Below are 22,484 nucleotides of genomic sequence, written 5' to 3'. Positions count from 1 at the left end.
TCCATTTAGCGGCGCTCGAGCAGCCGGCAGATTTCTTCCAATTGTTCCAACGACTTATAGGAAATTCTGATCTGGCCGCCGCCTGCCTTGTGATTGATCGTCACGTCCAGGCCGAGCGTATCCGACAAGGTGCGTTCCAGGGCGAGCGTATCTGAATCCTTCTGATCCTTCTGATGCCCCGGGATCTTCGGCTCCGACTGAGCCTTGATATCATTCTGCGCCAAACGCTCCGCGTCACGGACCGACATGCCTTTCGAAACGATCGTGCGGGCGAGGGCGGTCGGATCGGAAGTCGGCACCAAGGCTCGGGCATGACCGGCCGAGAGGCTTCCCGCGGCCAAAAGGTCCCGAACGGGCTCTGGCAGTTTCAAGAGACGCAGCGAATTCGCCACGTGACTGCGGCTCTTGCCGATAATTTCGCCGAGATCGTTCTGGGTATAGCCATACTCCGCCATCAACTGCTCGTAGCCGAGGGCCTCTTCCAGCGGATTGAGGTCGGAGCGCTGAACGTTCTCTACGATTGCAATCTCAAGAGCGGTTTTGTCATCGACATCGCGCACGATCACCGGGATCTCAACGAGGCCTGCAAGCTGTGCCGCGCGCCACCGTCTCTCGCCGGCTATAATCTCGAACTGGCTGGCGGCCAATGTGCGAACCACAATGGGCTGCACGATACCGTGCTGCCGGATCGAGCCCGCGAGCTCATGCAATTCGCCGTCGTCGAAAAACCGTCGAGGATTGCGCGGATTGCGAGTGACGAACTCGATCGGGACCATCCGATCGGCGCTGACCCCTGGCTTGGCCGCATCAACGGGCATCGGTTGATCCATCTCACCAATCAATGCGGCCAGGCCACGGCCGAGCCTTCTTTTCGAGATGTCATCGCTCATATCTAAACTCGCCATTCTCTTTCAAATCACGCCGCGAGACGCTGCCGTTCGCGCTGAATAACTTCCGACGCCAGCTGGAGATATGCCTGACTGCCGGCGCACTTCAGGTCGTACAGAATTGCTGGCTTGCCATAGGAGGGTGCCTCAGACACGCGAACATTTCGAGGAATCAATGTGTGGTAGACCTTCTCCCCTAGATGCGTGCGAACATCGTTAACAACCTGTTGCGCCAGATTGTTGCGGGAATCGAACATCGTCAGCACTATCCCCTGGATATCGAGGCGGGGGTTTACGGTACGTCGAACCTGATCGACTGTCTCCAGGAGTTGGCTGAGCCCTTCCAACGCAAAGAATTCACATTGAAGAGGCACAAGCACGGAATGGGCGGCCGCCATTGCATTCATCGTGAGCAGATTGAAAGAGGGAGGGCAGTCAACAAGGATGTAGGAGAAGCGGAAAGCCTCCTCTTTGGCGAGGGCTTTCTTGAGCTTGAAAACGCGATCGCTTTGGCTTGCAATCTCCATCTCAATGCCGAGCAAGTCCATCGTGGACGGCACGATGTACAGGTTTGGAACAGCGGTCTCCTGCGACACCTCTTCGATGCCATAGTCACCAAGCAAAAGATCATAGGAAGATAGCCGGCGATGTTTACGATCGATCCCCAAGCCGGTGCTGGCGTTACCCTGCGGGTCGAGATCGACAATCAAGACCCGCTCGCCGATCGCCGCCAAAGCTGTTGCCAAGTTGATGGCAGTCGTGGTCTTGCCGACGCCACCTTTCTGATTTGCAATGGTGATTATACGATTTCGTTCGCCAGCCATAGCCAAAGCCCGATCTGTTAAGCCACACGCTGGAGATTGAAGATTTCCAAAACGACAGAATCCTGCTCGACAGCGCTCTTATGTTCTAACAGATCGAATCTCCAGTCACCATGCGCTTTCTCGATCTCGCTCCGGTAATCCCGGCCTTTGTGAAAATATGCTCGGAGACTTGCATTCCGTTTCGACCACGGTTCAATAAAACCCAGCAACTTCCCTAGGTCGGCGAGGGCCCGAGCGGAAACAAAGTCGCAATTCTCTACGATTGCAGGTGCGTCTTCTATTCGCACAGCGTGAATAGAGCCTCTACCGGCGGTTTCCCGGAGCGCCGTGCGCAGAAAGGCCGCCTTCTTATGGTTGCTCTCCACGAGATGGACCCATCCATCATCGAGCTCCGCCAGCATGATGGCCGTCACAATGCCCGGAAAGCCACCCCCGCTGCCTAGGTCGATCCACGTGCGAGGAAGAGGCTGGAGTTGGAAGATTTGCACCGAGTCTGCAATGTGCCGGCTCCAGGCATCGGCAAGCGTTGACGGCGCAGTCAGGTTGATCGACTTCGCCCACTTTTGAAAGAGGGCCACAAAGTGTTCGAGACGCTCCTGTGTTTCACGTGAAACACGTCGGCCGTTCAGTTGCATGGTAGGACTCTCGCAGATTGCAATAGGACAACGTTAAGCAGATGCCGCAACATCCGCCGCGCCGCGACGCAGGTGCACGAGCAACAGCGAAATCGCAGCGGGCGTCATCCCATCGATCTTTGTTGCCTGTGCAACGTTGTAGGGTCGGATATTACGCAACTTCTGCTTCAGTTCGTTGGACAGCCCGGACAGCAGATCGAAATCGAAGTCAGACGGTATCACGCGGTCTTCATCTCGCTTCACGTGCGCGATATCAGCTGACTGCCGTTCCATGTAAACCGCGTAGCTCGCTTCTATTTCCAGCGCTTCAGCCACGCGGCCATTCAGCCCATTTAGTTCAGGCCAGATCGGCGCAAGAGCCGGCAGGCTAATATCCGGGTAGGACAGAAGCTCATAAGCCGACCGCCGTTGCCCATCCTGGTTCAGCTTTAGACCGAATCGCCCCGCTTCGCTTGGCGTCACGGAAAGTGATGTCAGCTGAGCGCGCCCCGCATCCAGCGCCTCGGCATAGGCTTCAAAACGGTCCCGGCGACCGGCCGAGACCGCGCCGATCTGTATTGCCAACGGCGTCAGCCGGACATCCGCATTGTCAGCCCTCAGCGACAAGCGGTACTCAGCCCGGGATGTGAACATGCGGTATGGTTCAGCGACACCGCGCGAGGTCAGGTCATCCACCATTACACCGATATAGGAGTCCGTTCTGCTGAAGCGAACTTCGTCCTGACCGCCAGCCAGGCGCGCAGCATTGATGCCGGCAACGAGGCCCTGAGCTCCAGCCTCCTCGTATCCCGTCGTTCCATTGATCTGCCCAGCCAAAAACAGGCCTGGCATCTTCTTCACTTCGAGCGATGGTTTCAACTCGCGCGGATCGACATGATCGTACTCAATCGCATAACCCGGCTGCACAATGCGGACCCGTTCGAGACCAGGAATGGTATGAATGAACGCATCCTGGATCTCGGCGGGGAGGGATGTCGAGATACCGTTGGGATAGACTGTGCTGTCATCCAGGCCTTCCGGCTCAAGAAAGACTTGGTGTCCGTCACGTTCGCCAAACTTAACCAGCTTATCCTCGATCGACGGGCAATAGCGCGGTCCGACGCCTTCAATCTGCCCCGAATACATGGCCGAACGCTTCAAATTCTCGGCGATGATGCGATGGGTCGCCTCCGTCGTGCGCGTAACGCCACAGGTGATTTGTGGGTTCAAGATATGATCTGTCATGAAAGAGAAGGGGACAGGATCCTCGTCCGCTCCCTGTTGGCCGACACTCTCCCAATCGATCGTCGTCCCATCCAGCCGCGCCGGCGTTCCGGTCTTCAGCCGCCCGAGACGAACGCCCAGATTTAAGAGCGTTTGAGAAAGCCCCACCGATGGCTGTTCACCAACGCGACCTGCGGGTATCTTTTGGTCGCCGATGTGAATGAGTCCACGCAGGAAGGTCCCCGTTGTCAACACAACTGATGCGCACTTGAGAATCCGGCTATCTTTCATGACAACCGCGGCGATCCGACCGTCTTTAATGGATAGATCGAACGCGTCGCCCTCGACCACAGTGAGATTCTCAATGCTCTCGATCTCCGCAAGCATAGCCTGCCGATAGAGCTTCCGATCCGCTTGGCTACGCGGGCCGCGAACAGCCGGCCCCTTCTTTCGATTCAGCATCCGGAACTGAATACCGGCCGCATCAGCAACGCGGCCCATCAGACCGTCCATGGCATCGATCTCTCGGACCAGGTGTCCTTTGCCAAGTCCTCCAATCGCCGGATTGCAAGACATGATCCCGATGGTATCGCGACGATGAGTCACCAGCGCCGTGTTCGCGCCAAGGCGCGCGGCGGCGGCAGCGGCTTCGCATCCAGCATGCCCGCCTCCGATGACGATGACATCGAACCGTGAGGTATCCATTATTTAAGCTCCTGAGATCGTCAGGTGATGAGCGATGTCGCCCAGGGAGTCAAGGCGTTTCACGTGAAACCAGACGACAGGGCATGATTCCGATGTTTCACGTGAATCATTTTCCGATGCAGAATTCACCGAAGATGACATCAAGCAAATTCTCGACATCCACACGCCCAGTCACTCGTCCCAGGGCGTCACTCGCGACACGCAGGTCCTCGGCCCGTAGATCCAGACCGCGATGGGAGTCGTGAAGGGACGTTCGCAGCGCAGCCAATGCCTGTGTCAGCGTTTCCTTGTGGCGTGCGCGGCTCGGGATCGCCATGGACTGGGGGTGGACTTTTGTTTTTAGGCGCTCAACGATCAAGGCTCGGAGTGCATCGAGACCAGTCGCATGCGTGGTCGAGATCAATAGATCATACGCTCGAGCGCTTTGACGCGGCAAATCGGATTTCGTCCCCACCAGAACGGCATCGTCGGCCAGTTCCTCTGCTCCGCTTTCAATCGACACGTCCTCGATGAAGATCACCAGGTCGGCCTCTGCGATGATCTTCTCGGCCCGTCGAATGCCCTCGCGCTCCACGATCTCATCCGTCTCGCGCAGACCGGCAGTGTCGTAGAGCCTGACAAGATAGCCATCCATGCTAAGATCGACGTGGAGCACATCCCGTGTCGTGCCAGCAATGTCAGTGACGATCGCAACATCGCGCATCGCCAGAGCGTTCATAAGGCTCGATTTGCCGGCATTCGGCCTGCCCGCTATGACGACCTTGAACCCATCGCGGATGATCTCTCCGGCTTCGAGTTGCTCCAGATGGTTCTTCAATTCGTTGACCAGGCTCGCCACATCCGCCCAAACCTGATCTGAGACCGAACCCGGAACATCTTCTTCGTCGGGAAAGTCCAGTTCAGCCTCGATCAGCGCGCGTGCACGCGTCAGCCTATCTGACCAGCCGTAGTAGATTGACGATAATCCCCCGGAGCTTTGCTCGACAGCAAGACGCCGCTGCATCTCCGTTTCCGCAGCGATAAGATCTGCTAGGCCTTCAGCCTCGATTAAGTCCAGCTTCCCGTTCTCAAATGCTCGCCGTGAAAATTCGCCTGGTGCCGCCGCCCGCAAATTGCGGAATTGGGCGAGCTCACGATGCAAGGCGTCGACAACCGCGCGGCCGCCATGCAGGTGCAGCTCGGCAACATTCTCGCCGGTAAAGGAATGGGGTGCCGGAAAGAACAGAATAAGGCCGGTGTCGATGACAAGACCATTACGAGTCCGAATCGATCGTAATGCTGCCTGGCGCGCAGGCGGCACGTCGCCAACGAGGGCGGTGACAACCGCCGGCACTTCCTCCCCACTGATTCTAACGACGGCCAAGCCGGCCGGGACAGGACCACTCGATAGCGCGAAGATGGTTTCGTTGCTCGACGACATTTTCCTACTCCAGTTCAAGGCTGAAGAGAGTTTTCGCTAGAAATGGAAAAGCCGGCCACAGCAGTGACCGGCTTATCAAAGAATCCGGCTAAGGATCACGTATTCATAGAATCGAAGAAGTCGGGATTGTTCTTCGTCTGTTTCAACTTGTCGATCAGGAATTCGATCGCGTCGGTCGTTCCCATCGGAGCCAGAATGCGCCGCAGCACGAAGATCTTCTGGAGATCCTGACGCGGCACGAGGAGGTCTTCCTTACGCGTGCCGGACTTCAAAATGTCCATGGCCGGGAAGATACGCTTATCGGCAACCTTACGGTCTAGAACGATTTCCGAGTTACCGGTTCCCTTGAACTCTTCGAAAATCACTTCGTCCATGCGGCTGCCGGTATCGATAAGCGCGGTCGCGATGATCGTAAGCGAACCACCTTCTTCAATGTTGCGCGCTGCGCCGAAGAAGCGCTTCGGGCGCTGCAGGGCGTTCGCATCGACGCCACCCGTGAGAACCTTACCGGACGAGGGGACAACCGTGTTGTATGCGCGGCCGAGGCGCGTAATCGAATCCAGCAGGATCACAACATCACGGCCGTGCTCCACAAGGCGCTTTGCCTTTTCGATAACCATTTCCGCCACCTGCACATGGCGTACAGCGGGTTCGTCGAACGTCGAGGAGATGACTTCGCCGCGAACGGAACGCTGCATGTCCGTGACTTCTTCCGGACGTTCGTCGATGAGAAGAACAATCAGATAGCACTCGGGATGATTCGCCGTAATCGAGTGCGCGATGTTCTGCAGCAGAACCGTCTTACCGGTACGCGGCGGAGCGACGATCAGTCCGCGCTGGCCCTTGCCAAGCGGCGCGACGAGATCGATGACGCGCGGCGAAAGATCCTTCGAGGTCGGGATATCCAATTCCATCCTGAAGCGTTCGTTCGGATAGAGCGGTGTCAGGTTATCGAAATGCACCTTGTGACGGATCTTCTCGGGATCGTCGAAATTGATGGTGTTGACCTTGAGCAGCGCAAAGTAGCGTTCGCCTTCCTTAGGCCCGCGGATTGGACCCTCTACCGTGTCACCGGTCTTCAAAGAGAAGCGGCGGATCTGGGAGGGTGAGATGTAGATATCGTCCGGGCCCGGGAGGTAGTTGGCGTTGGCAGAGCGCAGGAAGCCAAAGCCATCCTGGAGCACTTCAACGACGCCTTCGCCGATAATCTCCACATCCTGGCTGGCAAGCACCTTCAGGATCGCAAACATCAATTCCTGTTTGCGCATCGTGCTCGCATTTTCGACCTCGAGCGATTCGGCAAATGCCAGCAGATCCGTCGGGGACTTACTCTTAAGTTCTTGAAGCTTCATTTCAGCCATGAAGTGACCATTACTCTTAAATTCGGGGGGGAGGCGATGTCGAGGGCTGTAATCGGTCCTGCGAAGGGATCGCAGACGATCGAACTTTACATACATGCCACAAGGATGAGGTGGAGCGAAAATAGCGAGTAAGGCTCACCGCCGCAAGGGGGCTGCTTAAAATCAAGCAAATTTAACCGAACCCGCTTTTTCTCAGAACGGCTTGACCACGACGAGAATGACAATCGCGATCATCAGAACCGTCGGCGCCTCGTTCATGAAGCGCCAATAACGCGCTGAATGGCGGTTCTCATCGCGCTCGAACGCCCTTGCCGCCCGCGAGAAAAAAACATGAACGGCAGTCAGAAGCACAACCAGGCCGATCTTCGCGTGCAGCCAACCGCCCTGGAAACCATATACGGACCAAGCGAGATAAAGACCAAAGATCCAGGTCAGCATCATAGCCGGGTTCATGATCACCCTGAGCAGGCGGCGCTCCATCACCTTAAAGGTCTCCGACTGCGTCGAGCCCGGTTCCGCATCGGTATGGTAGATGAAGAGCCGAGGCATATAGAACAGACCAGCCATCCACGAGATCACCGCGATAACATGAAGAGCCTTTATCCAGAGATAGAGATTGTCCGGGTTCCAGAGGAATAGTCCCAGGCCGAGAAGCACGAAAAACAGGATCGCAAAGTGGGCACGGCGACGCGCATAGGTGCCCGGCCTCTCATCCGTCTGCTTTGCCATGTGCTAGCGTCTCCAACCGCGGACCTGCTCGACGAGCAGCGCCACGTTCCGAGGGTCCGCCTGTGGCGTGATCCCGTGACCGAGATTGAATATCAGCGGACCATTGCCGAGCTTGTCGAGAATATCATTGATCCCCTCCGACAGCGCCGCACCGCCGGCGACCACACGCATCGGATCAAGATTGCCTTGCACGGCTCCGTCCTTCTGCAGCTCCGCGGCAAAATCCAAAGGCACCGACCAGTCGAGCCCGATCGCATCAGCCTTCGTCTTCTGCCGGTAATCTCTCAGCAGGAACCCAGCGCCTTTGGCAAAGGCAATCACTCGAGCGTTCGGACGCCGCGCCTTGATAGACGCGATCATCCGTGCAACAGGCTTCACGGCGAAAGCCTCGAATTCCCGCTCGCCGAGAACACCAGCCCAGGAATCGAAAATCTGCACGGCATCGGCACCCGCGTCGATCTGCGCGACCAAATAATCGGCCGACACCTCGGCCAGGACTGCAAGCAAGCGTTCGAAGGCCTTCGGATACTTGTAGGCAAATAGCCGCGCTGGAGCCTGGTCAGGCGTTCCATGGCCAGCGATCATATAAGTCGCAACCGTCCACGGTGCGCCGCAGAAACCGAGCAGGGTCGTCTCGGAAGGCAGTTCCCGTCGCAGGCGCTCCACCGTTTCCAGAACCGGCTTCAGGTAGGCGATGACATGCTCTGTCTCGATCCCGTCGATGCCAGCTTCGTCGATCGGATCCATTTCCGGTCCATGTCCTTCCGTGAAGCGAACGTTGCGCTTCATCGCATCCGGAATCACAAGGATATCCGAGAAGAGGATGGCTGCATCAAAGCCATAACGGCGGATAGGTTGGAGCGTTACCTCAACTGCGCGATCAGGCGTATAACAGAGGTCAAGGAAACTCCCGGCTTTCGCGCGCGTTTCTCTGTACTCGGGGAGATATCGTCCCGCCTGTCTCATCAGCCAGATTGGAGGAGGACTGAGCGTTTCGCCGTCCAAGACTCTCATGATTTTCCGACCGCTTTCACCCACGCGCTTCTTCCCTATAAAAATACAAAGATATTTTAAAAGGTTTCTATTTCTTAGAGTCTGTTTCTATCAAGGATTAAAATCTGTCCACGGCCGGAGCGTTTTGTCGCGCCATCGCCGATTCCAATGGACCGAATAACAGCTTATCAAGCTGATATCGTGGATAACTAAGAAAACGCAAATGATTCCAATCAAATAAAAGGCAGCCTTTTGGCGTTGAACTGTGGAAAAGCCTTGGAAAGGCGCGGAACTTTCAGAAGCTGTCCACAGAACCAACAAAGCGCGTTTAGCAGCTCCAACGAAATTCCATTTGTGGAAAAGGCGGCATGTTTTCCCTTGCCTTACCCGTGCCGCGTCTCTTAGCTCTCCGTTGTCCAGTCTTTTCAACAGGCCCCGGAAAATAGCGTGGAGAACCGCACGAACTTCTTCCATCTGCATCTGATTTCTGACTCGACCGGCGAAACGTTGATTTCGGCCGGGCGCGCCGCGTCGGCACAATTCAAATCCGCTCAGCCGATCGAACACGTCTATCCGCTGGTCCGAAATCGCAAGCAGCTTCTGCAGGTTCTGCAGACGATTGATAGTCAGCCTGGGATCGTTCTCTATACGATCGTTGACCGTGAACTCGCGACGTTGGTCGATCAGCGCTGTGCGGAGATGGGTGTCGCTTCCGTGAACGTGCTCGAGCCCGTCATGGACGCCTTTCAGATCTATCTTGGCGCACCGTCACGCCGGCGTGTCGGTGCCCAGCATGTGATGAATGCCGGCTATTTCGCTCGCATCGAAGCGCTCAATTTCACGATGGATCACGACGACGGCCAGATGCCCGATGACTACAATGACGCCGACGTCGTGATTCTCGGCATCAGTCGGACGTCGAAAACGCCGACGAGCATCTACCTCGCCAATCGTGGTATCAAGACCGCCAACATCCCCGTCGTCTATGGCGTGCCGCTCCCGGAAAGCCTGTTCGCGACCACCAAACCCTTGATCGTCTGTCTGATCGCTACCACCGATCGCATCTCTCAGGTCCGGGAGAACCGTATCCTCGGAGCGACACCCGGTTTTGATCGCGGGCAATACACGGACCGAGCCGCCATATCGGAGGAGTTGAAATACGCACGGTCGCTCTGCGCCCGGCACAATTGGCCACTCATCGACGTGACGCGCCGCTCCATCGAAGAGACCGCGGCGGCGATTGTTGCTCTCCGTCCGAAGCTGCGTTAAGCGCTGCCGCACCAAACCTGTTCGAGGCTCCATGACACCGAAGCTTATCCTCGCATCCTCCAGCCCGTTCCGTCGCATGTTGATGCAAAATGCCGGCCTCACCTTCGAGGTTCATGCGGCTCATATTGACGAGCGGTCGGTCGAAGCGCCGCTCGAACGAGAAGGCGCAACACCGGATGCCGTGGCCCTCGTTCTCGCCAAGGCGAAGGCGAAAGAAGTCAGTGATCGGTATCCGGCCTGCCTAGTGATCGGCTCGGACCAAACGATGTCTCTTGGCCCGCAGACCTTTCATAAGCCCAGGGATATGGCTGATGCGGAGAACCACCTTCGCATACTGTCGGGCCAGACGCACCGGTTGAACAGTGCGATCGCGATCGCCTACGACGGCGACATCGTCTGGGAGCATGTTTCACACGCTGAGCTGACGATGCGTCCGCTGGATGCGGATTTTATCCAGCGGCATTTGAAGCGCGTCGGAGAGAGGGCACTCACGAGCGTCGGCGCTTACCAACTCGAGGGGGAGGGGCTTCAATTGTTTTCGCGGATCGACGGGGACTATTTTACAATCCTGGGATTACCGATGCTACCTCTGTTGGAAAAGTTGAGAGAATTGGGTGCGATTGATGGATGATTCACGTGAAACATTTGGGCCGCGGGCTTTCGTCACGGGATTTCCTGTCAAACACTCCCGGTCGCCTCTGATCCATGGCTATTGGCTCAAGACACTCGGACTACCGGGATCGTATCGCGCCCATGAAGTCGCACCAGCCGATTTTCCAGCCTTTATCGCATTGCTGAAGAGCGGCCAGGCTGGCTTCCTAGGCGGCAACGTCACGATCCCGCACAAGGAAATGGCGTTCAAACTCGCTGACGATCCAGACGCGCTTTCTAAAGAGCTTGGTGCATCCAATACGCTTTGGATGGAGGGGGGCCGGCTCAAAGCGACGAACACGGATGGAGGCGGCTTCACCGCAAATCTGGACGAGCGTCATCTTGGCTGGGACAAGGCGCACTCGGCCGTGGTCCTCGGTGCCGGCGGTGCGAGCCGCGCCATCATTCAGGCGCTGCGCGATCGGGGCATCAAGGAAATTCATCTGGTCAACAGGACGGTCGGACGCGCTCAGGAATTGGCGGATAGGTTTGGCTCGAGCGTAAAAGCGCATTCGATGGCAGCCCTGGCGGAAGTCATGCACGGCGCCGGCCTTTTCGTGAACACGACTTCGCTTGGCATGGACGGCGAGGATGCGCCGGAGATCGATTTTTCGCCCCTGCTCTCCGATGCCGTCGTAACGGATATCGTCTACGTCCCCCTGAAGACTCCTTTCCTTGTCCAAGCCGAACGGCAAGGATTTGCCGTTGTCGATGGTCTCGGCATGCTGTTGCATCAGGCCGTTCCAGGTTTTGAGAAATGGTTCGGGCATCGCCCGAAGGTTGATGACAAGCTGCGCGCGCTGATTATCGAGGATATGGACAAGCACTGATGTTGCGGATCGGACTGACCGGCTCGATTGGAATGGGCAAATCAACAATGGGAAAGCTCTTCGCAGAAGCGGGGGTGCCTGTGAATGATTCCGATGCCGTCGTCCATGATCTTTATGCGGGGGAGGCGGCGCCCCTTGTCGATGCTGCCTTTCCCGGAACCATGAAAGAGGGTGCCGTCGATCGGCAGGAACTGGCTCGCCAGCTGGCTGGAAGTGCCGACGGGTTCAAGCGCCTTGAAGCCATCGTCCACCCGCTCGTGAGGAAACGTGAAGCAGAATTCATCGAACGCGAGCGGCAGCGTGGCTCGCCGATGGTGCTGCTCGATATCCCGCTGTTGTTCGAAACAGGAGCCGAGAGCAGGGTCGATGTGATCGTGGTCGTTAGCTGTGATCCACAGATACAGCGCGAACGCGTACTTGCGCGGCCAGGCATGACAGTGGAAAAATTCGATATGATTCTTGCGCGCCAGACGCCGGATGCGGAAAAGCGCGCAAGAGCCGATTATGTGATCGATACCGCGCATAGCATCGAAACGGCCAGAAAACGGGTCGCCGAGATCGTCTCGGATCTGAAGCGGCGGCTCACCAGCGGGGACTTCCTGAATGCGTGAAATCATTTTCGATACGGAAACCACGGGCCTGGATAACCGTGTGGACCGCATTATCGAGATCGGCGGCATCGAGCTTTTCAATCATTTTCCGACTGGGAATACGCTCCACATCTACATCAATCCGGGCGACCAGAAAGTGCACCCGGACGCGCTTGCCGTGCACGGCATCACCGATGAGTTTTTGAAGGACAAGCCTTCGTTCGCAGATGTTGCGCAGCAAATTATCGACTTCTTTGGCGACGCGAAGTGGATCGCGCATAACGCCACGTTCGATATGGGCTTTATAAACGCTGAGCTCGCAAGGCTCGATTTGCCGCCGATCCTGCCCGACCGCGTGCTCGATACGCTGTCGATGGCGCGCCGCAAGCATCCGATGGGACCCAACTCCCTCGATGCACTTTGCCGCCGCTATGGCATCGATAATACGCATCGAACGAAGCACGGCGCGCTTCTCGACTCCGAACTGCTGGCCGATGTCTACATCGAGATGATCGGTGGTCGTCAGGCCGCCCTTGGCCTCGGCACCGTCGCGAGTAATTCGGCAGGTCAGGAAAGCTTGGTGGAGGAGATTATTATCGGGACGCTTGTGCGTCCGCGGCCCCTTGCGCCACGTCTCAGCGAAGCAGAGCAGCAAGCCCATGACGCGCTGATTGCCAAACTCGGCGCGAAGGGCGTCTGGGGAAAATACGATCTCGCAAACTAAAAATGCCCGGGGCGACCCGGGCATTTCATTTTGTGGCAGCGTGCTATGCGCGAACTGTTAGTTCGTGGTTGCCTGTACCTTGGCACGGGCCTGCTCTTCGGCAACCCGCTGCGCAAACATCTGAGAGAAATCGATCGGATCGATCATCAGGGGCGGGAAGCCGCCATTGCGCGTGACGTCGGCAATGATCTGACGTGCGAACGGGAACAGCATGCGCGGGCACTCGATGAAGAGAACCGGCAGCATGTGCTCCTGCGGGAACCCGGCAATCCGGAAGACGCCGCCATAGACGAGTTCGGTATGGAATACCGTTTTGTCGCCATCCTTGGCTTCGGCGTTCAGAGACAGAACGACATCGAAATCCGTATCGGAGAGCGGATTGGCGTTGACGTTGACATTGATATTGATGGCCGGAGCCTTGTCACGCGCCTGCAGCGAACGCGGAGCACCCGGATTTTCGAAAGAGAGATCCTTGGTGTACTGCGCAAGGATGGTAAGGCTCGGGCTCGTTGCACCGTTATTGCTGTTTTCGTCGGCCATTGGCTTTTCCTCGAGGGCATTGGATGGTGCCGCTCTATCATTTCGGGCATAGTGTTACAACCCTGGGCCAGTCGGCCGGCGGGGACGGTTCCTCACTTGCCGAGATGCTTCCCTGACCAGGGAGAGTTGTCGTTGGGTTCGCGTCGATAATCCTCGTCGTCGAGGTCGACGATCTTGGAGTCCTTGGGGCGGCTCGACGTGTCGAAGCCGCTCGTTGAGCCGACGACGACGAAACGGCGGCTGATATATTGCCAGGCAAGATCGCGCACAGCCGGAATGAAGATCAACAAAGCCACGATGTCGGTGATGAAGCCGGGGATCATCAGCAACAGGGAAGCGATCACGAACATCGCCGGTCGAAGCAGCTCGCGCCCCGGCACCATGCCGTTTCGCCCCTCCGCAGACATACGGCGGAGAATCCCGATGCCCTGGCGCCTGAGCAGGCCCATGCCCACCATGAAGCTCAATATGACAAGCGCCAGCGTCGGCCAAAGCCCGATCGCCTTTCCGACAAGCACGAAACCGGCAATCTCGGCGAGCGGAAGCAGCAGCAGAAAACCAGGCAGGATCTTCAAGGGCATCGTTTTATTCCGGCTGAGCCGGACTCCGTTGGAGGGTCGCGTTGTCGACCCTATTTGAATCATCTGTATAGGCGGACTATATGGGAGTACAAATCAGGGATGTTAACAGCGGCAGCGGCGGGATATGGGTTCAAACGACTTCATCACATTGTTTTTTCTTGTGGCGGCGGTGCTGATTTTTTTGCAGCTGCGCAGCGTCCTCGGCCGCCGTACGGGCAATGAGAAACCCCCGCGCGATCTTTATACGCCGCGGGATGCCGTTGGACCTGATTCTCCTGATGCCGGGAAAGTGGTGACCCTGCCGCGCCGTGACGCAGCGACTGAGGAAGACGATCGCTTTGCGGCAATCGATGCTTTCGCACCAGCCGGCACCTCACTCAATGAATCGCTGCGCGAAATCAACAAGGCAGACGCTTCCTTCAATCCGAAGGAATTCGTCAATGGCGCCCGCATGGCCTATGAGATGATCGTGATGGCGTTTGCGGACGGCGATCGTAAGACGCTGAAGAACCTGCTGTCGCGTGAAGTCTATGACGGCTTCGACGCAGCCATTACCGAGCGCGAGTCCAAAGGCGAGAAGGTGAAATCGACCTTCGTCGGCATCGACAAGGCGGAAATCGCCAGCACCGAGATTAAGGGCACGGAGGTGCAGATTACCGTTCGTATCGTCAGCCAGTTGATTTCCGCCACTTACGACAAGGTCGATAAGCTCATCGATGGCGACGCGGAGAACGTTGCCGAGGTCAATGATCTCTGGACGTTTGCGCGCGATACCCGCTCCCGCGATCCCAACTGGAAACTCGTGGCCACCGAATCGGAACATGAGTGAAGACACTCCGGGCTTTGCCCTTCAAGCAATAAGCTTTGACGATCTGCAAGGCTGGAAGGATGATGATCCTTCCAGCCTTTTTGAAGCGATGGAAGCATGCCGGCGGCAGGTCATTGACATCAAGCCGTATCGGACGGGCTCGCTCGGCCTGACGGCTCAGGACCTTCTACCGTTGCTTGAAGCAGCGCGCAGCGAGAATATCTCGTCGGCAGCCGATGCCCGAACCTTCTTCCAATCCCACTGTCGACCCTTCAGAATTCGTCGCATCGACGGCAATCCGGGCTTCGTCACCGCTTTCTACGAGCCTGAGATTATGGTCTCGGCCGTGCCGGATGATGAGTATCGCTTTCCCTTCTATCGCCGCCCCGAAGACCTGATCGACCTTGATGAGGGTAATCGCCCTGTGGGTCTGCCGGACAGCTACGCTTTCGGCCGGCTGACCTCCGATGGCATTGAAGCCTACCCGGATCGGCGGGCAATCGATGAAGGCTTCCTGGCGGGCAGGGGATTGGAGATTGCCTGGGCAATGTCGAAGGTCGACGTCTTCTTCGTCCATGTTCAAGGTGCGGCGCGTTTGCGCTATCCTCATGGCAGGGTTGGACGCATCACCTATGCGGCAAAGGCGGGACATCCTTTCTCGGCGATCGGCAAGCTACTCATCGAGCGCGGGGAAATCGAACGATCCGAGATTTCGATGCAGACTATTCGGCGCTGGCTCGGCGACCATCCTCGGCAGGTGGATGAGGTCCTGTGGCACAATCGCTCCTACATTTTCTTCCGCGAAGTCCCGAGCGCAGATCTGAACGCCGGGCCCGTGGCCGCAGCAAAAGTGCCGCTGATTGCCGGCCGTTCGCTCGCCGTCGATCGGCTCATCCATACTTTTGGCTTCCCGTTTTTCATTCGGTCCGAGAATCTTGTCCATCTCGATGGCGACAAGCCGTTCGCGCGAGTGATGCTGGCTCTCGACACGGGCTCTGCCATCGTCGGTCCGGCGAGGGGTGATATTTTCACCGGGTCAGGGGATGATGCAGGAGAGCTCGCTGGAACAGTGCGCCACGACGCCGACTTCGTCATTCTGCTTCCGAATGCCGCCGCCGCGAGGTTCGCCTGATGGCTCGAGACCGGAAGCTCAACACGGATGAAAGGATACTCTGGGGCAAGGTGGCACGGAGCACGCGTCCAATGCCCGGCAAGAAGGATCAGCTAGCCGAGCTCGATGCCTTTCTGACAGAGGTGGAGGTTGAACAGCAAACGGCCGCCGCCGCGAAGCGACCTTCCGAAACTGATGCCGGGCCCACTGTCCCGGTTGTTTCCAAAACACGCTCGGGTATCCATCACCCGCTCGAAAGGCCGGTCAAGCGCAAGATCGCCAAGGGCCGCGTGCCATTGGAAGCCCGGATCGACCTGCATGGGCTGGTCCAGAGCGAAGCGCATATATTGCTGCTCGAGTTCCTCATGCGAGCTCATGAACGAGGGATGAGGCATGTGCTTGTGATCACCGGTAAGGGCAGTTCGCTTGGCAGCGAAGGCGCCCTGAAACGCGCCGTCCCGATGTGGTTCTCGAAGCCGGAGTTTCGGTATTTCATCTCGTCCTATGAAACAGCAGCCCACCATCACGGAGGCGAAGGCGCCCTGTATATCCGGCTGTCGCGCCGGCATGGAGAGAGATCGTGACGCCGTTCGGTGAGGCCGTCCGCAAGCTGCGAGAGCGCAAGGGTGTCTCGCAGAAGCAGATGGCGGCAGCCCTCAATGTGTCCCCGGCCTATCTGTCGGCCCTCGAACATGGAAGGCGCGGCTTGCCGACCTTCGATCTGCTCCAGCGGATCGCCGGCTACTTCAACATCATCTGGGATGAGGCCGAAGAACTCTTCCTTTTGGCCCGTTCTTCGGACCCTCGCGTGGTCGTCGATACATCGGGTTTATCGGCCGAACATACCGCTTTTGCGAACCTCCTGGCGGGTCGCATTCGCGATCTCGACCAAACAACGCTTGACCAACTGACAAGCATTCTTAAAAACGGCGGAAAAGCGGACGGAAAACGGTCATAATCCCCTGATTTATGGCCAGTTTAAGCGCGCTGGCATTGGGAACTTGGATCAAAAACCCTATATTCTGGCATGTATAAGGCAGGTGATTCGCAAGTCTCACTTCAGCCCCGACAACAGGGAAATTCTCGAAAAGTATGACCGATATACCCACGACGGAAAACGGCGTTAGTACCGAATATGGCGCAGACTCGATCAAGGTTCTGAAGGGCCTTGATGCAGTGCGTAAGCGCCCGGGTATGTATATCGGTGACACCGATGATGGCTCGGGTCTTCATCACATGGTTTATGAAGTCGTCGACAACGCGATCGATGAAGCGCTCGCAGGCCACGCCGATATCGTGACCGTGACGCTCAATCCCGATGGGTCGGTCACCGTTACCGACAACGGCCGCGGCATCCCGACGGACATTCATACCGGCGAAGGCGTGTCGGCAGCCGAGGTCATCATGACCCAGCTGCACGCCGGCGGTAAGTTCGACCAGAACTCCTACAAGGTTTCCGGTGGTCTGCACGGCGTTGGTGTTTCTGTCGTCAACGCGCTCTCCGTCTGGCTGAGGCTGAAGATCCGCCGTCAAGGCAAGATTCATGAAATGAGTTTCACGCACGGCGTAGCCGATGCGCCGTTGAAGGTGATTGGCGACGCTGGTGATGAAACCGGCACCGAAGTCAGCTTCATGCCGAGCACTGAAACCTTCACGATGACCGAATTCGACTACGCCACGTTGGAGCATCGTCTTCGCGAGCTCGCCTTCCTGAATTCGGGCGTTCGCATCCTTCTGAGCGACAAGCGTCATTCGGACATCAAGCAGGAAGAGATGCTCTACGACGGCGGCCTGGAGGCCTTTGTTTCCTATCTCGACCGCGCCAAGAAGCCGCTTGTCGACAAGCCGGTGGCAATCCGTGGCGAGAAGGATGGGATTACGGTCGAAGTCGCAATGTGGTGGAACGACAGCTACCACGAGAACGTCCTGTGCTTCACCAATAACATTCCGCAGCGCGATGGCGGCACGCACATGGCCGGCTTCCGCGCCGCGTTGACCCGCCAGATCACCTCCTACGCCGATACGTCGGGCATCACGAAGAAGGAAAAGGTGACGCTGACCGGTGACGATTGCCGCGAAGGCCTGACCGCCGTTCTTTCCGTCAAGGTGCCGGATCCGAAGTTTTCGTCGCAGACCAAGGACAAGCTGGTTTCCTCGGAAGTTCGCCCCGTTGTCGAGAACCTCGTCAGCGAAGCGCTGAGCACGTGGCTGGAAGAGCATCCGACGGAAGCTAAGGTTCTGGTCGGCAAGGTGGTCGAAGCCGCCGCGGCGCGCGAAGCGGCCCGTAAGGCGCGTGAGTTGACGCGTCGTAAGGGCGCTCTCGACATTGCCTCTCTGCCCGGCAAGCTCGCCGATTGCTCGGAGCGCGATCCGGCCAAATCCGAAGTCTTTCTTGTCGAGGGCGATTCGGCGGGTGGATCGGCCAAGCAGGGGCGTTCGCGCGAGAACCAGGCGATCCTGCCGCTGCGTGGCAAGATCCTCAACGTCGAGCGTGCTCGCTTCGACAAGATGCTGTCCAGCCAGGAAATCGGTACACTGATTACCGCGCTCGGCACAGGCATCGGCAAGGACGAGTTCAATGCCGAAAAGCTGCGCTACCACAAGATCATCATCATGACGGACGCTGATGTCGACGGCGCCCACATTCGTACGCTGCTGTTGACCTTCTTCTTCCGCCAGATGCCGGAACTGATCGAGCGTGGCCATCTCTACATCGCCCAGCCGCCGCTTTATAAGGTCTCGCGCGGCAAATCGATCCAGTACGTGAAGAACGAGAAGGCCCTTGAGGACTACCTAGTCGGCCAGGGTCTCGAAGATGCTGCCTTAAAACTCGGCAGCGGCGAAGTGAGGACCGGCCAGGATCTTGGCGAGGTGATTAGCGATGCGTTGCGCCTCCGCGCGCTCCTTGACAATCTGCACTCGCGCTACAATCGCGCTGCCGTCGAACAGGCAGCAATTGCTGGTGCTCTCAATGCTGAAGCCGTTAGCGACCGCTCGAGAGCTGAACAGCTCGCCGGTGAAGTCGCCAGACGTCTTGACCTGATTGCCGAAGAGACAGAGCGCGGTTGGGAAGGGGGCCTCACGAGCGAAGGCGGCATCAAACTTGAGCGTATGGTGCGCGGCGTGAAGGAAGTTGTCGTTCTCGACATGGCGTTGATCGGCTCGCAGGACGCGCGGCTTCTCGATCAGCTGTCGGCTCGCTTGAAGGACATCTATCAGGCGCCTCCGTCACTCTCCCGACGCGACGGTGATGTCGAGATTTCCGGACCACGGGCACTGCTGGACGCGATTTTTGCGAGCGGCCGCAAGGGTCTGACGATGCAGCGTTACAAAGGCCTCGGTGAGATGAATGCCGAGCAGCTCTGGGAAACCACGCTCGATCCGAACGTTCGTTCGCTGCTGCAGGTGAAGGTTGCCGATGCAACGGACGCTGACGGCTTGTTCGCACGCCTGATGGGTGACGAAGTCGAACCTCGCAGGGAGTTCATCCAGGACAACGCGCTGAACGTTGCAAACCTCGATATCTAGCGAGCGGAGCTCGTTTCCGCCTAGAGGCCGCATAAAAAAGCCCCGCGCGTCGACGCGGGGCTTTTGCGTGAGAACTAGTTGGCGATAAACTTGCCGCGGAAGGCGACCTCTGAAAGAGGCTTGCGCTGGCTCGGAACTTCCCGCTCCTGGTTCCGCTCCGAAAGGACGCTCTTATCGGCAAGACGTCCCAACGCGACCCCCGCCTCCACCCGGTAACCCTCGGGAATAGCAAAAGTTTGCTGGATCTCTTCGTGCTTGATGCCGCCCATCCCGTGAGCGTAGAAACCCGAAAGCCGGGCCTGAAGCGCGAGATAACCCCAAGCAGTGCCAGCGTCGAACGAGTGTGTGTAGCTTTTCTTGCCTTCGGAGAAGTCGCCGCTGAAGCCTCTTGAGACGACGTAGATCAGCGCCGAGGCGTTCTTTGCCCACTCTTGATTTGACTCGACGAGGAGACCAACGAACTTGTCCCAGTCCTCAGAACCTTTGAGCGCATAGATGAAGCGCCACGGCTGCTGGTTCGCGGACGACGGTGCCCAATGCGCGGCGTCCAGTATCGTCAGGAGCTCCGATTCATCGATCACTTCGCCGGTGAAAGCACGCGGTGACCAGCGCTCGAGAAACAAGGGGTCGATCGAATATTGGGATTCACGGCTATTGCTCTTTGTCATGGCTCTTCCAAGTGCTGTTCAGGCATTCCAGGTGATGTGGAGTTCTTCGCGGAAAGCAAATCGCTTCAGGTGGTCGGCAACGACATTCTCGTATCGCTCTATCTGGGCCGGGTCAGCGGCCGACAATCTCATATAAAGCGCCGCGTGATCGGCTGAAAACGTGACTTCGGCGGTATCACTGAAGGGTACACGCCCGTTTTTCGCCGTGAATTCCACGGTAAACTTGTGGCTCCAGTGTTTGCAGAGCTGTTGGAGATACTTGCTGGCGTGTTCGGTGGCGACAGTCGAGGTCGAAACAGGCATATCAAGCTCCTTCCTGCCTTCCTTAGGCCCCATCCGATGCGTTTGGCAAGCAACTCCGCCATCTCCGGTGGTGCACAGTCTGTTTCAACAATAGTGGCCTCCCACGCGCGTAAAGGCGCGCTAAGTTCCCCCAAAATCAGCGTCAGAGGAAAAACGCCTTGCTCGTAAACGGAAAATGGACGGAAGATTGGCAGCCGGTTCAGGCGAAGGACGAGAGGGGCGGCTTTGTCCGTCAGATCTCCAGCTTCCGCAATTGGGTCACCCCGGACGGCGCCGTGGGCCCTTCGGGAGAGGGCGGCTTCAAGGCCGAGGCAGGACGTTATCATCTTTACGTGGCCTATATCTGCCCTTGGGCATCGCGGACGCTGATCAGTCGAAAGCTGAAAGGGCTGGAATCGGCCATCTCGGTTTCAGTCGTCGAGCCGGTATTGACGAAGCAGGGCTGGCGGTTCGGCGACTATCCGGGCGCCACGCAGGATCACATTCACGGCGCAACGTATATGCACGAGATCTATACGAGTGCGGCACGCGACTTTACCGGCCGCGCAACCGTGCCCGTGCTTTGGGATAAGCAGTTGCAGACGATCGTCAACAACGAGTCGGCTGATATCCTGCGGATGATGAACGAAGGTTTCGGCGATCTTGCTCGCAATCCGATCGACCTTTATCCGGCAGCGCGTCGCACCGAGATCGACGCCTTCAACGAACGGATCTATCCGAGCCTCAACAATGGCGTCTACCGCGCGGGCTTTGCCACAACGCAGCTTGCCTACGAGGAAGCGTTTGCCGGTGTATTCAAGTGCCTCGACTGGGTGGAAACAGAGCTTGGCGATCGGCCCTTCCTGTTTGCAGACCATCCGACTGAAAGTGACGTTCGTCTTTTTGTCACGCTCGTGCGCTTCGATATCGCTTATCACGGCCTGTTCAAATGCAATTTGCGCCGTCTCTCGGATTACAAGAATCTTCGCCGCTTCTGCCGGCGAATGCTCGATTGGCCCGGTGTCGTCGAGACCGTCAACTTCGACCATATAAAGCGCGGCTACTACTCGATCGAAAGCCTCAACCCCACAAGCATCGTGCCTGCGGGTCCCGATCTAGGCGAAATTTTCTGAAGCAGCGTACCGCTTCGGCAAAAAGCCATAATGACACCGGTGAATATCTCGTTCATAGGTGATCAAAACGTGGATGCTGCTTAGGAGGAAATATTATGAAGCTCATGCGTGTTGGAGAGGTTGGTCGCGAGAAACCGGCCATGCTCGATTCCGATGGCAAGATTCGCGATCTGTCAGCGCACGTCTCGGACATCGGCGGCGAAGCGATTTCGCCCGAGGGCCTGTCGAAACTCAAGGCTCTTGACCCGAAGAGCCTGCCGGAACTCGCCTCGGGTCGCATTGGCGCCTGCGTTGCCGGCACCGGAAAGTTCATCTGCATCGGCCTCAATTTCTCTGATCACGCTGCTGAAACCGGCGCGACTGTTCCGCCGGAGCCCGTGATCTTCATGAAGGCAACATCGGCCATCGTCGGGCCGAACGACAATGTCCTGATCCCGCGTGGCTCCGAAAAGACCGATTGGGAAGTCGAACTCGGCGTCGTCATCGGCAAGACGGCAAAGTACGTCAGCGAAGCCGAAGCGCTTGATTATGTTGCCGGCTACTGTGTTTCCCACGACGTTTCGGAGCGCGCCTTCCAGACGGAACGTGCAGGCCAGTGGACCAAGGGAAAGTCCTGCGACACATTCGGTCCGATCGGACCCTGGCTCGTCACCAAGGACGAGATTGCCGACCCGCAAAATCTTGGCATGTGGCTGAAGGTCAACGGCGAAACCATGCAGAACGGCTCGTCGAAAACGATGGTCTATGGTGTCGCTCATGTGGTGTCTTACCTCAGCCAGTTCATGTCGCTGCATCCGGGCGACGTGATCTCGACCGGCACGCCTCCGGGCGTCGGCATGGGCATGAAGCCGCCGCGCTTCCTCAAGGCTGGCGACGTCGTGGAGCTCGGCATTGAAGGCTTGGGTACGCAGAAGCAGACCTTCCTGGCTGATCGATAAGGTCCGTTCTGCGATCATTAAGCATTCGAGCGCACCATCATGCCGGGGGTAAATTCCCCGGCATTTCTTTTTGC

The 22,484-nt window shown here is 57.6% G+C and carries 24 protein-coding genes; 12 read left to right on the top strand and 12 right to left on the bottom strand.

Going from position 1 to position 22,484, the window contains the following annotated elements:
* Window positions 1-5: 5 nt before the first annotated feature.
* The 8 genes from IB244_RS03260 to hemE form a co-directional block, all read right to left on the bottom strand.
* A complete protein-coding gene (locus IB244_RS03260) occupies window positions 6-890 on the bottom strand; it encodes a ParB/RepB/Spo0J family partition protein (RefSeq protein ID WP_018858944.1) in 885 nt (294 codons plus the stop codon).
* 26 nt (window positions 891-916) lie between these two features.
* Window positions 917-1,711, bottom strand: coding sequence for a ParA family protein (locus IB244_RS03255; RefSeq protein ID WP_018858945.1), 795 nt, complete (start codon window positions 1,709-1,711; stop codon window positions 917-919).
* Between the two features lie 17 nt (window positions 1,712-1,728).
* On the bottom strand, window positions 1,729-2,346 hold the full coding sequence (gene rsmG, locus IB244_RS03250; RefSeq protein ID WP_018858946.1) for a 16S rRNA (guanine(527)-N(7))-methyltransferase RsmG: 618 nt from the start codon (window positions 2,344-2,346) through the stop codon (window positions 1,729-1,731).
* Window positions 2,347-2,379: 33 nt separating this feature from the next.
* Complete coding sequence (gene mnmG, locus IB244_RS03245; protein ID WP_029792801.1) at window positions 2,380-4,254, bottom strand: tRNA uridine-5-carboxymethylaminomethyl(34) synthesis enzyme MnmG; 1,875 nt, start codon at window positions 4,252-4,254, stop codon at window positions 2,380-2,382.
* 106 nt (window positions 4,255-4,360) lie between these two features.
* Window positions 4,361-5,674 (bottom strand): tRNA uridine-5-carboxymethylaminomethyl(34) synthesis GTPase MnmE, encoded by a 1,314-nt coding sequence (gene mnmE, locus IB244_RS03240; RefSeq protein ID WP_113469657.1) that lies wholly within the window; start codon window positions 5,672-5,674, stop codon window positions 4,361-4,363.
* A 95-nt stretch (window positions 5,675-5,769) separates the two neighbouring features.
* Window positions 5,770-7,035, bottom strand: a complete 1,266-nt coding sequence (gene rho, locus IB244_RS03235; RefSeq protein ID WP_018858949.1) for a transcription termination factor Rho — start codon at window positions 7,033-7,035, stop codon at window positions 5,770-5,772.
* A gap of 192 nt (window positions 7,036-7,227) precedes the next feature.
* Complete coding sequence (gene hemJ, locus IB244_RS03230; RefSeq protein WP_018858950.1) at window positions 7,228-7,764, bottom strand: protoporphyrinogen oxidase HemJ; 537 nt, start codon at window positions 7,762-7,764, stop codon at window positions 7,228-7,230.
* A 3-nt stretch (window positions 7,765-7,767) separates the two neighbouring features.
* Entirely contained in the window at window positions 7,768-8,778 is a 1,011-nt protein-coding gene (hemE, locus tag IB244_RS03225) for a uroporphyrinogen decarboxylase (protein ID WP_192303180.1), read from the bottom strand.
* Window positions 8,779-9,204: 426 nt separating this feature from the next.
* Here hemE and IB244_RS03220 point away from each other — a divergent pair, with 426 nt between their 5' ends.
* Genes IB244_RS03220 through dnaQ form a run of 5 tightly spaced genes read left to right on the top strand, consistent with a single transcriptional unit; the run spans window position 9,205 to window position 12,821 of the window.
* Entirely contained in the window at window positions 9,205-10,026 is an 822-nt protein-coding gene (locus IB244_RS03220) for a pyruvate, water dikinase regulatory protein (protein WP_025657938.1), read from the top strand.
* A 31-nt stretch (window positions 10,027-10,057) separates the two neighbouring features.
* Entirely contained in the window at window positions 10,058-10,657 is a 600-nt protein-coding gene (locus IB244_RS03215; protein ID WP_113469656.1) for a Maf-like protein, read from the top strand.
* Entirely contained in the window at window positions 10,650-11,507 is an 858-nt protein-coding gene (locus IB244_RS03210; RefSeq protein WP_018116314.1) for a shikimate dehydrogenase, read from the top strand. The genes IB244_RS03215 and IB244_RS03210 overlap by 8 nt, the downstream gene beginning before the upstream one ends.
* Complete coding sequence (coaE, locus tag IB244_RS03205) at window positions 11,507-12,118, top strand: dephospho-CoA kinase (protein WP_018858954.1); 612 nt, start codon at window positions 11,507-11,509, stop codon at window positions 12,116-12,118. Before IB244_RS03210 ends, coaE begins: the two co-directional genes overlap by 1 nt.
* Window positions 12,111-12,821, top strand: coding sequence for a DNA polymerase III subunit epsilon (gene dnaQ, locus IB244_RS03200; protein ID WP_018858955.1), 711 nt, complete (start codon window positions 12,111-12,113; stop codon window positions 12,819-12,821). Before coaE ends, dnaQ begins: the two co-directional genes overlap by 8 nt.
* Before the next feature lie 57 nt (window positions 12,822-12,878).
* On the opposite strand, the gene secB is transcribed toward dnaQ, so the two are convergent.
* Window positions 12,879-13,361 carry a protein-export chaperone SecB gene (gene secB, locus IB244_RS03195; RefSeq protein ID WP_016556856.1) on the bottom strand — a complete coding sequence of 161 codons (483 nt, stop codon included), beginning with the start codon at window positions 13,359-13,361 and terminating at the stop codon, window positions 12,879-12,881.
* A 92-nt stretch (window positions 13,362-13,453) separates the two neighbouring features.
* Complete coding sequence (locus IB244_RS03190) at window positions 13,454-13,942, bottom strand: FxsA family protein (protein WP_018116317.1); 489 nt, start codon at window positions 13,940-13,942, stop codon at window positions 13,454-13,456.
* A 124-nt stretch (window positions 13,943-14,066) separates the two neighbouring features.
* Between IB244_RS03190 and IB244_RS03185 the strand changes: the two genes are divergently transcribed.
* The 5 genes from IB244_RS03185 to gyrB all read left to right on the top strand — a co-directional run bounded on the left by IB244_RS03185 (window position 14,067) and on the right by gyrB (window position 19,389).
* Complete coding sequence (locus IB244_RS03185; RefSeq protein ID WP_018858957.1) at window positions 14,067-14,771, top strand: Tim44/TimA family putative adaptor protein; 705 nt, start codon at window positions 14,067-14,069, stop codon at window positions 14,769-14,771.
* A complete protein-coding gene (locus IB244_RS03180; protein ID WP_192303178.1) occupies window positions 14,764-15,882 on the top strand; it encodes a murein transglycosylase A in 1,119 nt (372 codons plus the stop codon). The genes IB244_RS03185 and IB244_RS03180 overlap by 8 nt, the downstream gene beginning before the upstream one ends.
* Window positions 15,882-16,445: a Smr/MutS family protein gene (locus tag IB244_RS03175; RefSeq protein ID WP_025657930.1), complete on the top strand. Its 564-nt coding sequence runs from the start codon at window positions 15,882-15,884 to the stop codon at window positions 16,443-16,445. The genes IB244_RS03180 and IB244_RS03175 overlap by 1 nt, the downstream gene beginning before the upstream one ends.
* Window positions 16,442-16,819, top strand: a complete 378-nt coding sequence (locus tag IB244_RS03170; RefSeq protein WP_192303176.1) for a helix-turn-helix domain-containing protein — start codon at window positions 16,442-16,444, stop codon at window positions 16,817-16,819. Before IB244_RS03175 ends, IB244_RS03170 begins: the two co-directional genes overlap by 4 nt.
* Window positions 16,820-16,953: 134 nt before the next feature.
* Entirely contained in the window at window positions 16,954-19,389 is a 2,436-nt protein-coding gene (gene gyrB, locus IB244_RS03165) for a DNA topoisomerase (ATP-hydrolyzing) subunit B (RefSeq protein ID WP_018858961.1), read from the top strand.
* A gap of 74 nt (window positions 19,390-19,463) precedes the next feature.
* On the opposite strand, the gene IB244_RS03160 is transcribed toward gyrB, so the two are convergent.
* On the bottom strand, window positions 19,464-20,057 hold the full coding sequence (locus IB244_RS03160) for a nitroreductase family protein (RefSeq protein ID WP_192303174.1): 594 nt from the start codon (window positions 20,055-20,057) through the stop codon (window positions 19,464-19,466).
* 18 nt (window positions 20,058-20,075) lie between these two features.
* On the bottom strand, window positions 20,076-20,360 hold the full coding sequence (locus IB244_RS03155; RefSeq protein ID WP_192303172.1) for a DUF2218 domain-containing protein: 285 nt from the start codon (window positions 20,358-20,360) through the stop codon (window positions 20,076-20,078).
* A 158-nt stretch (window positions 20,361-20,518) separates the two neighbouring features.
* On the opposite strand from IB244_RS03155, the gene IB244_RS03150 reads away from it, so the two are divergent.
* Both IB244_RS03150 and IB244_RS03145 read left to right on the top strand, forming a co-directional pair.
* A complete protein-coding gene (locus tag IB244_RS03150; protein ID WP_192303170.1) occupies window positions 20,519-21,472 on the top strand; it encodes a glutathione S-transferase family protein in 954 nt (317 codons plus the stop codon).
* 95 nt (window positions 21,473-21,567) lie between these two features.
* Complete coding sequence (locus tag IB244_RS03145) at window positions 21,568-22,410, top strand: fumarylacetoacetate hydrolase family protein (RefSeq protein WP_018859413.1); 843 nt, start codon at window positions 21,568-21,570, stop codon at window positions 22,408-22,410.
* Window positions 22,411-22,484: the final 74 nt, after the last annotated feature.

This window comes from Rhizobium sp. RHZ02 (genome assembly GCF_014851575.1).
GTDB lineage: Bacteria > Pseudomonadota > Alphaproteobacteria > Rhizobiales > Rhizobiaceae > Rhizobium > Rhizobium altiplani.
This window is presented reverse-complemented; position numbering and strand designations above follow the sequence as displayed.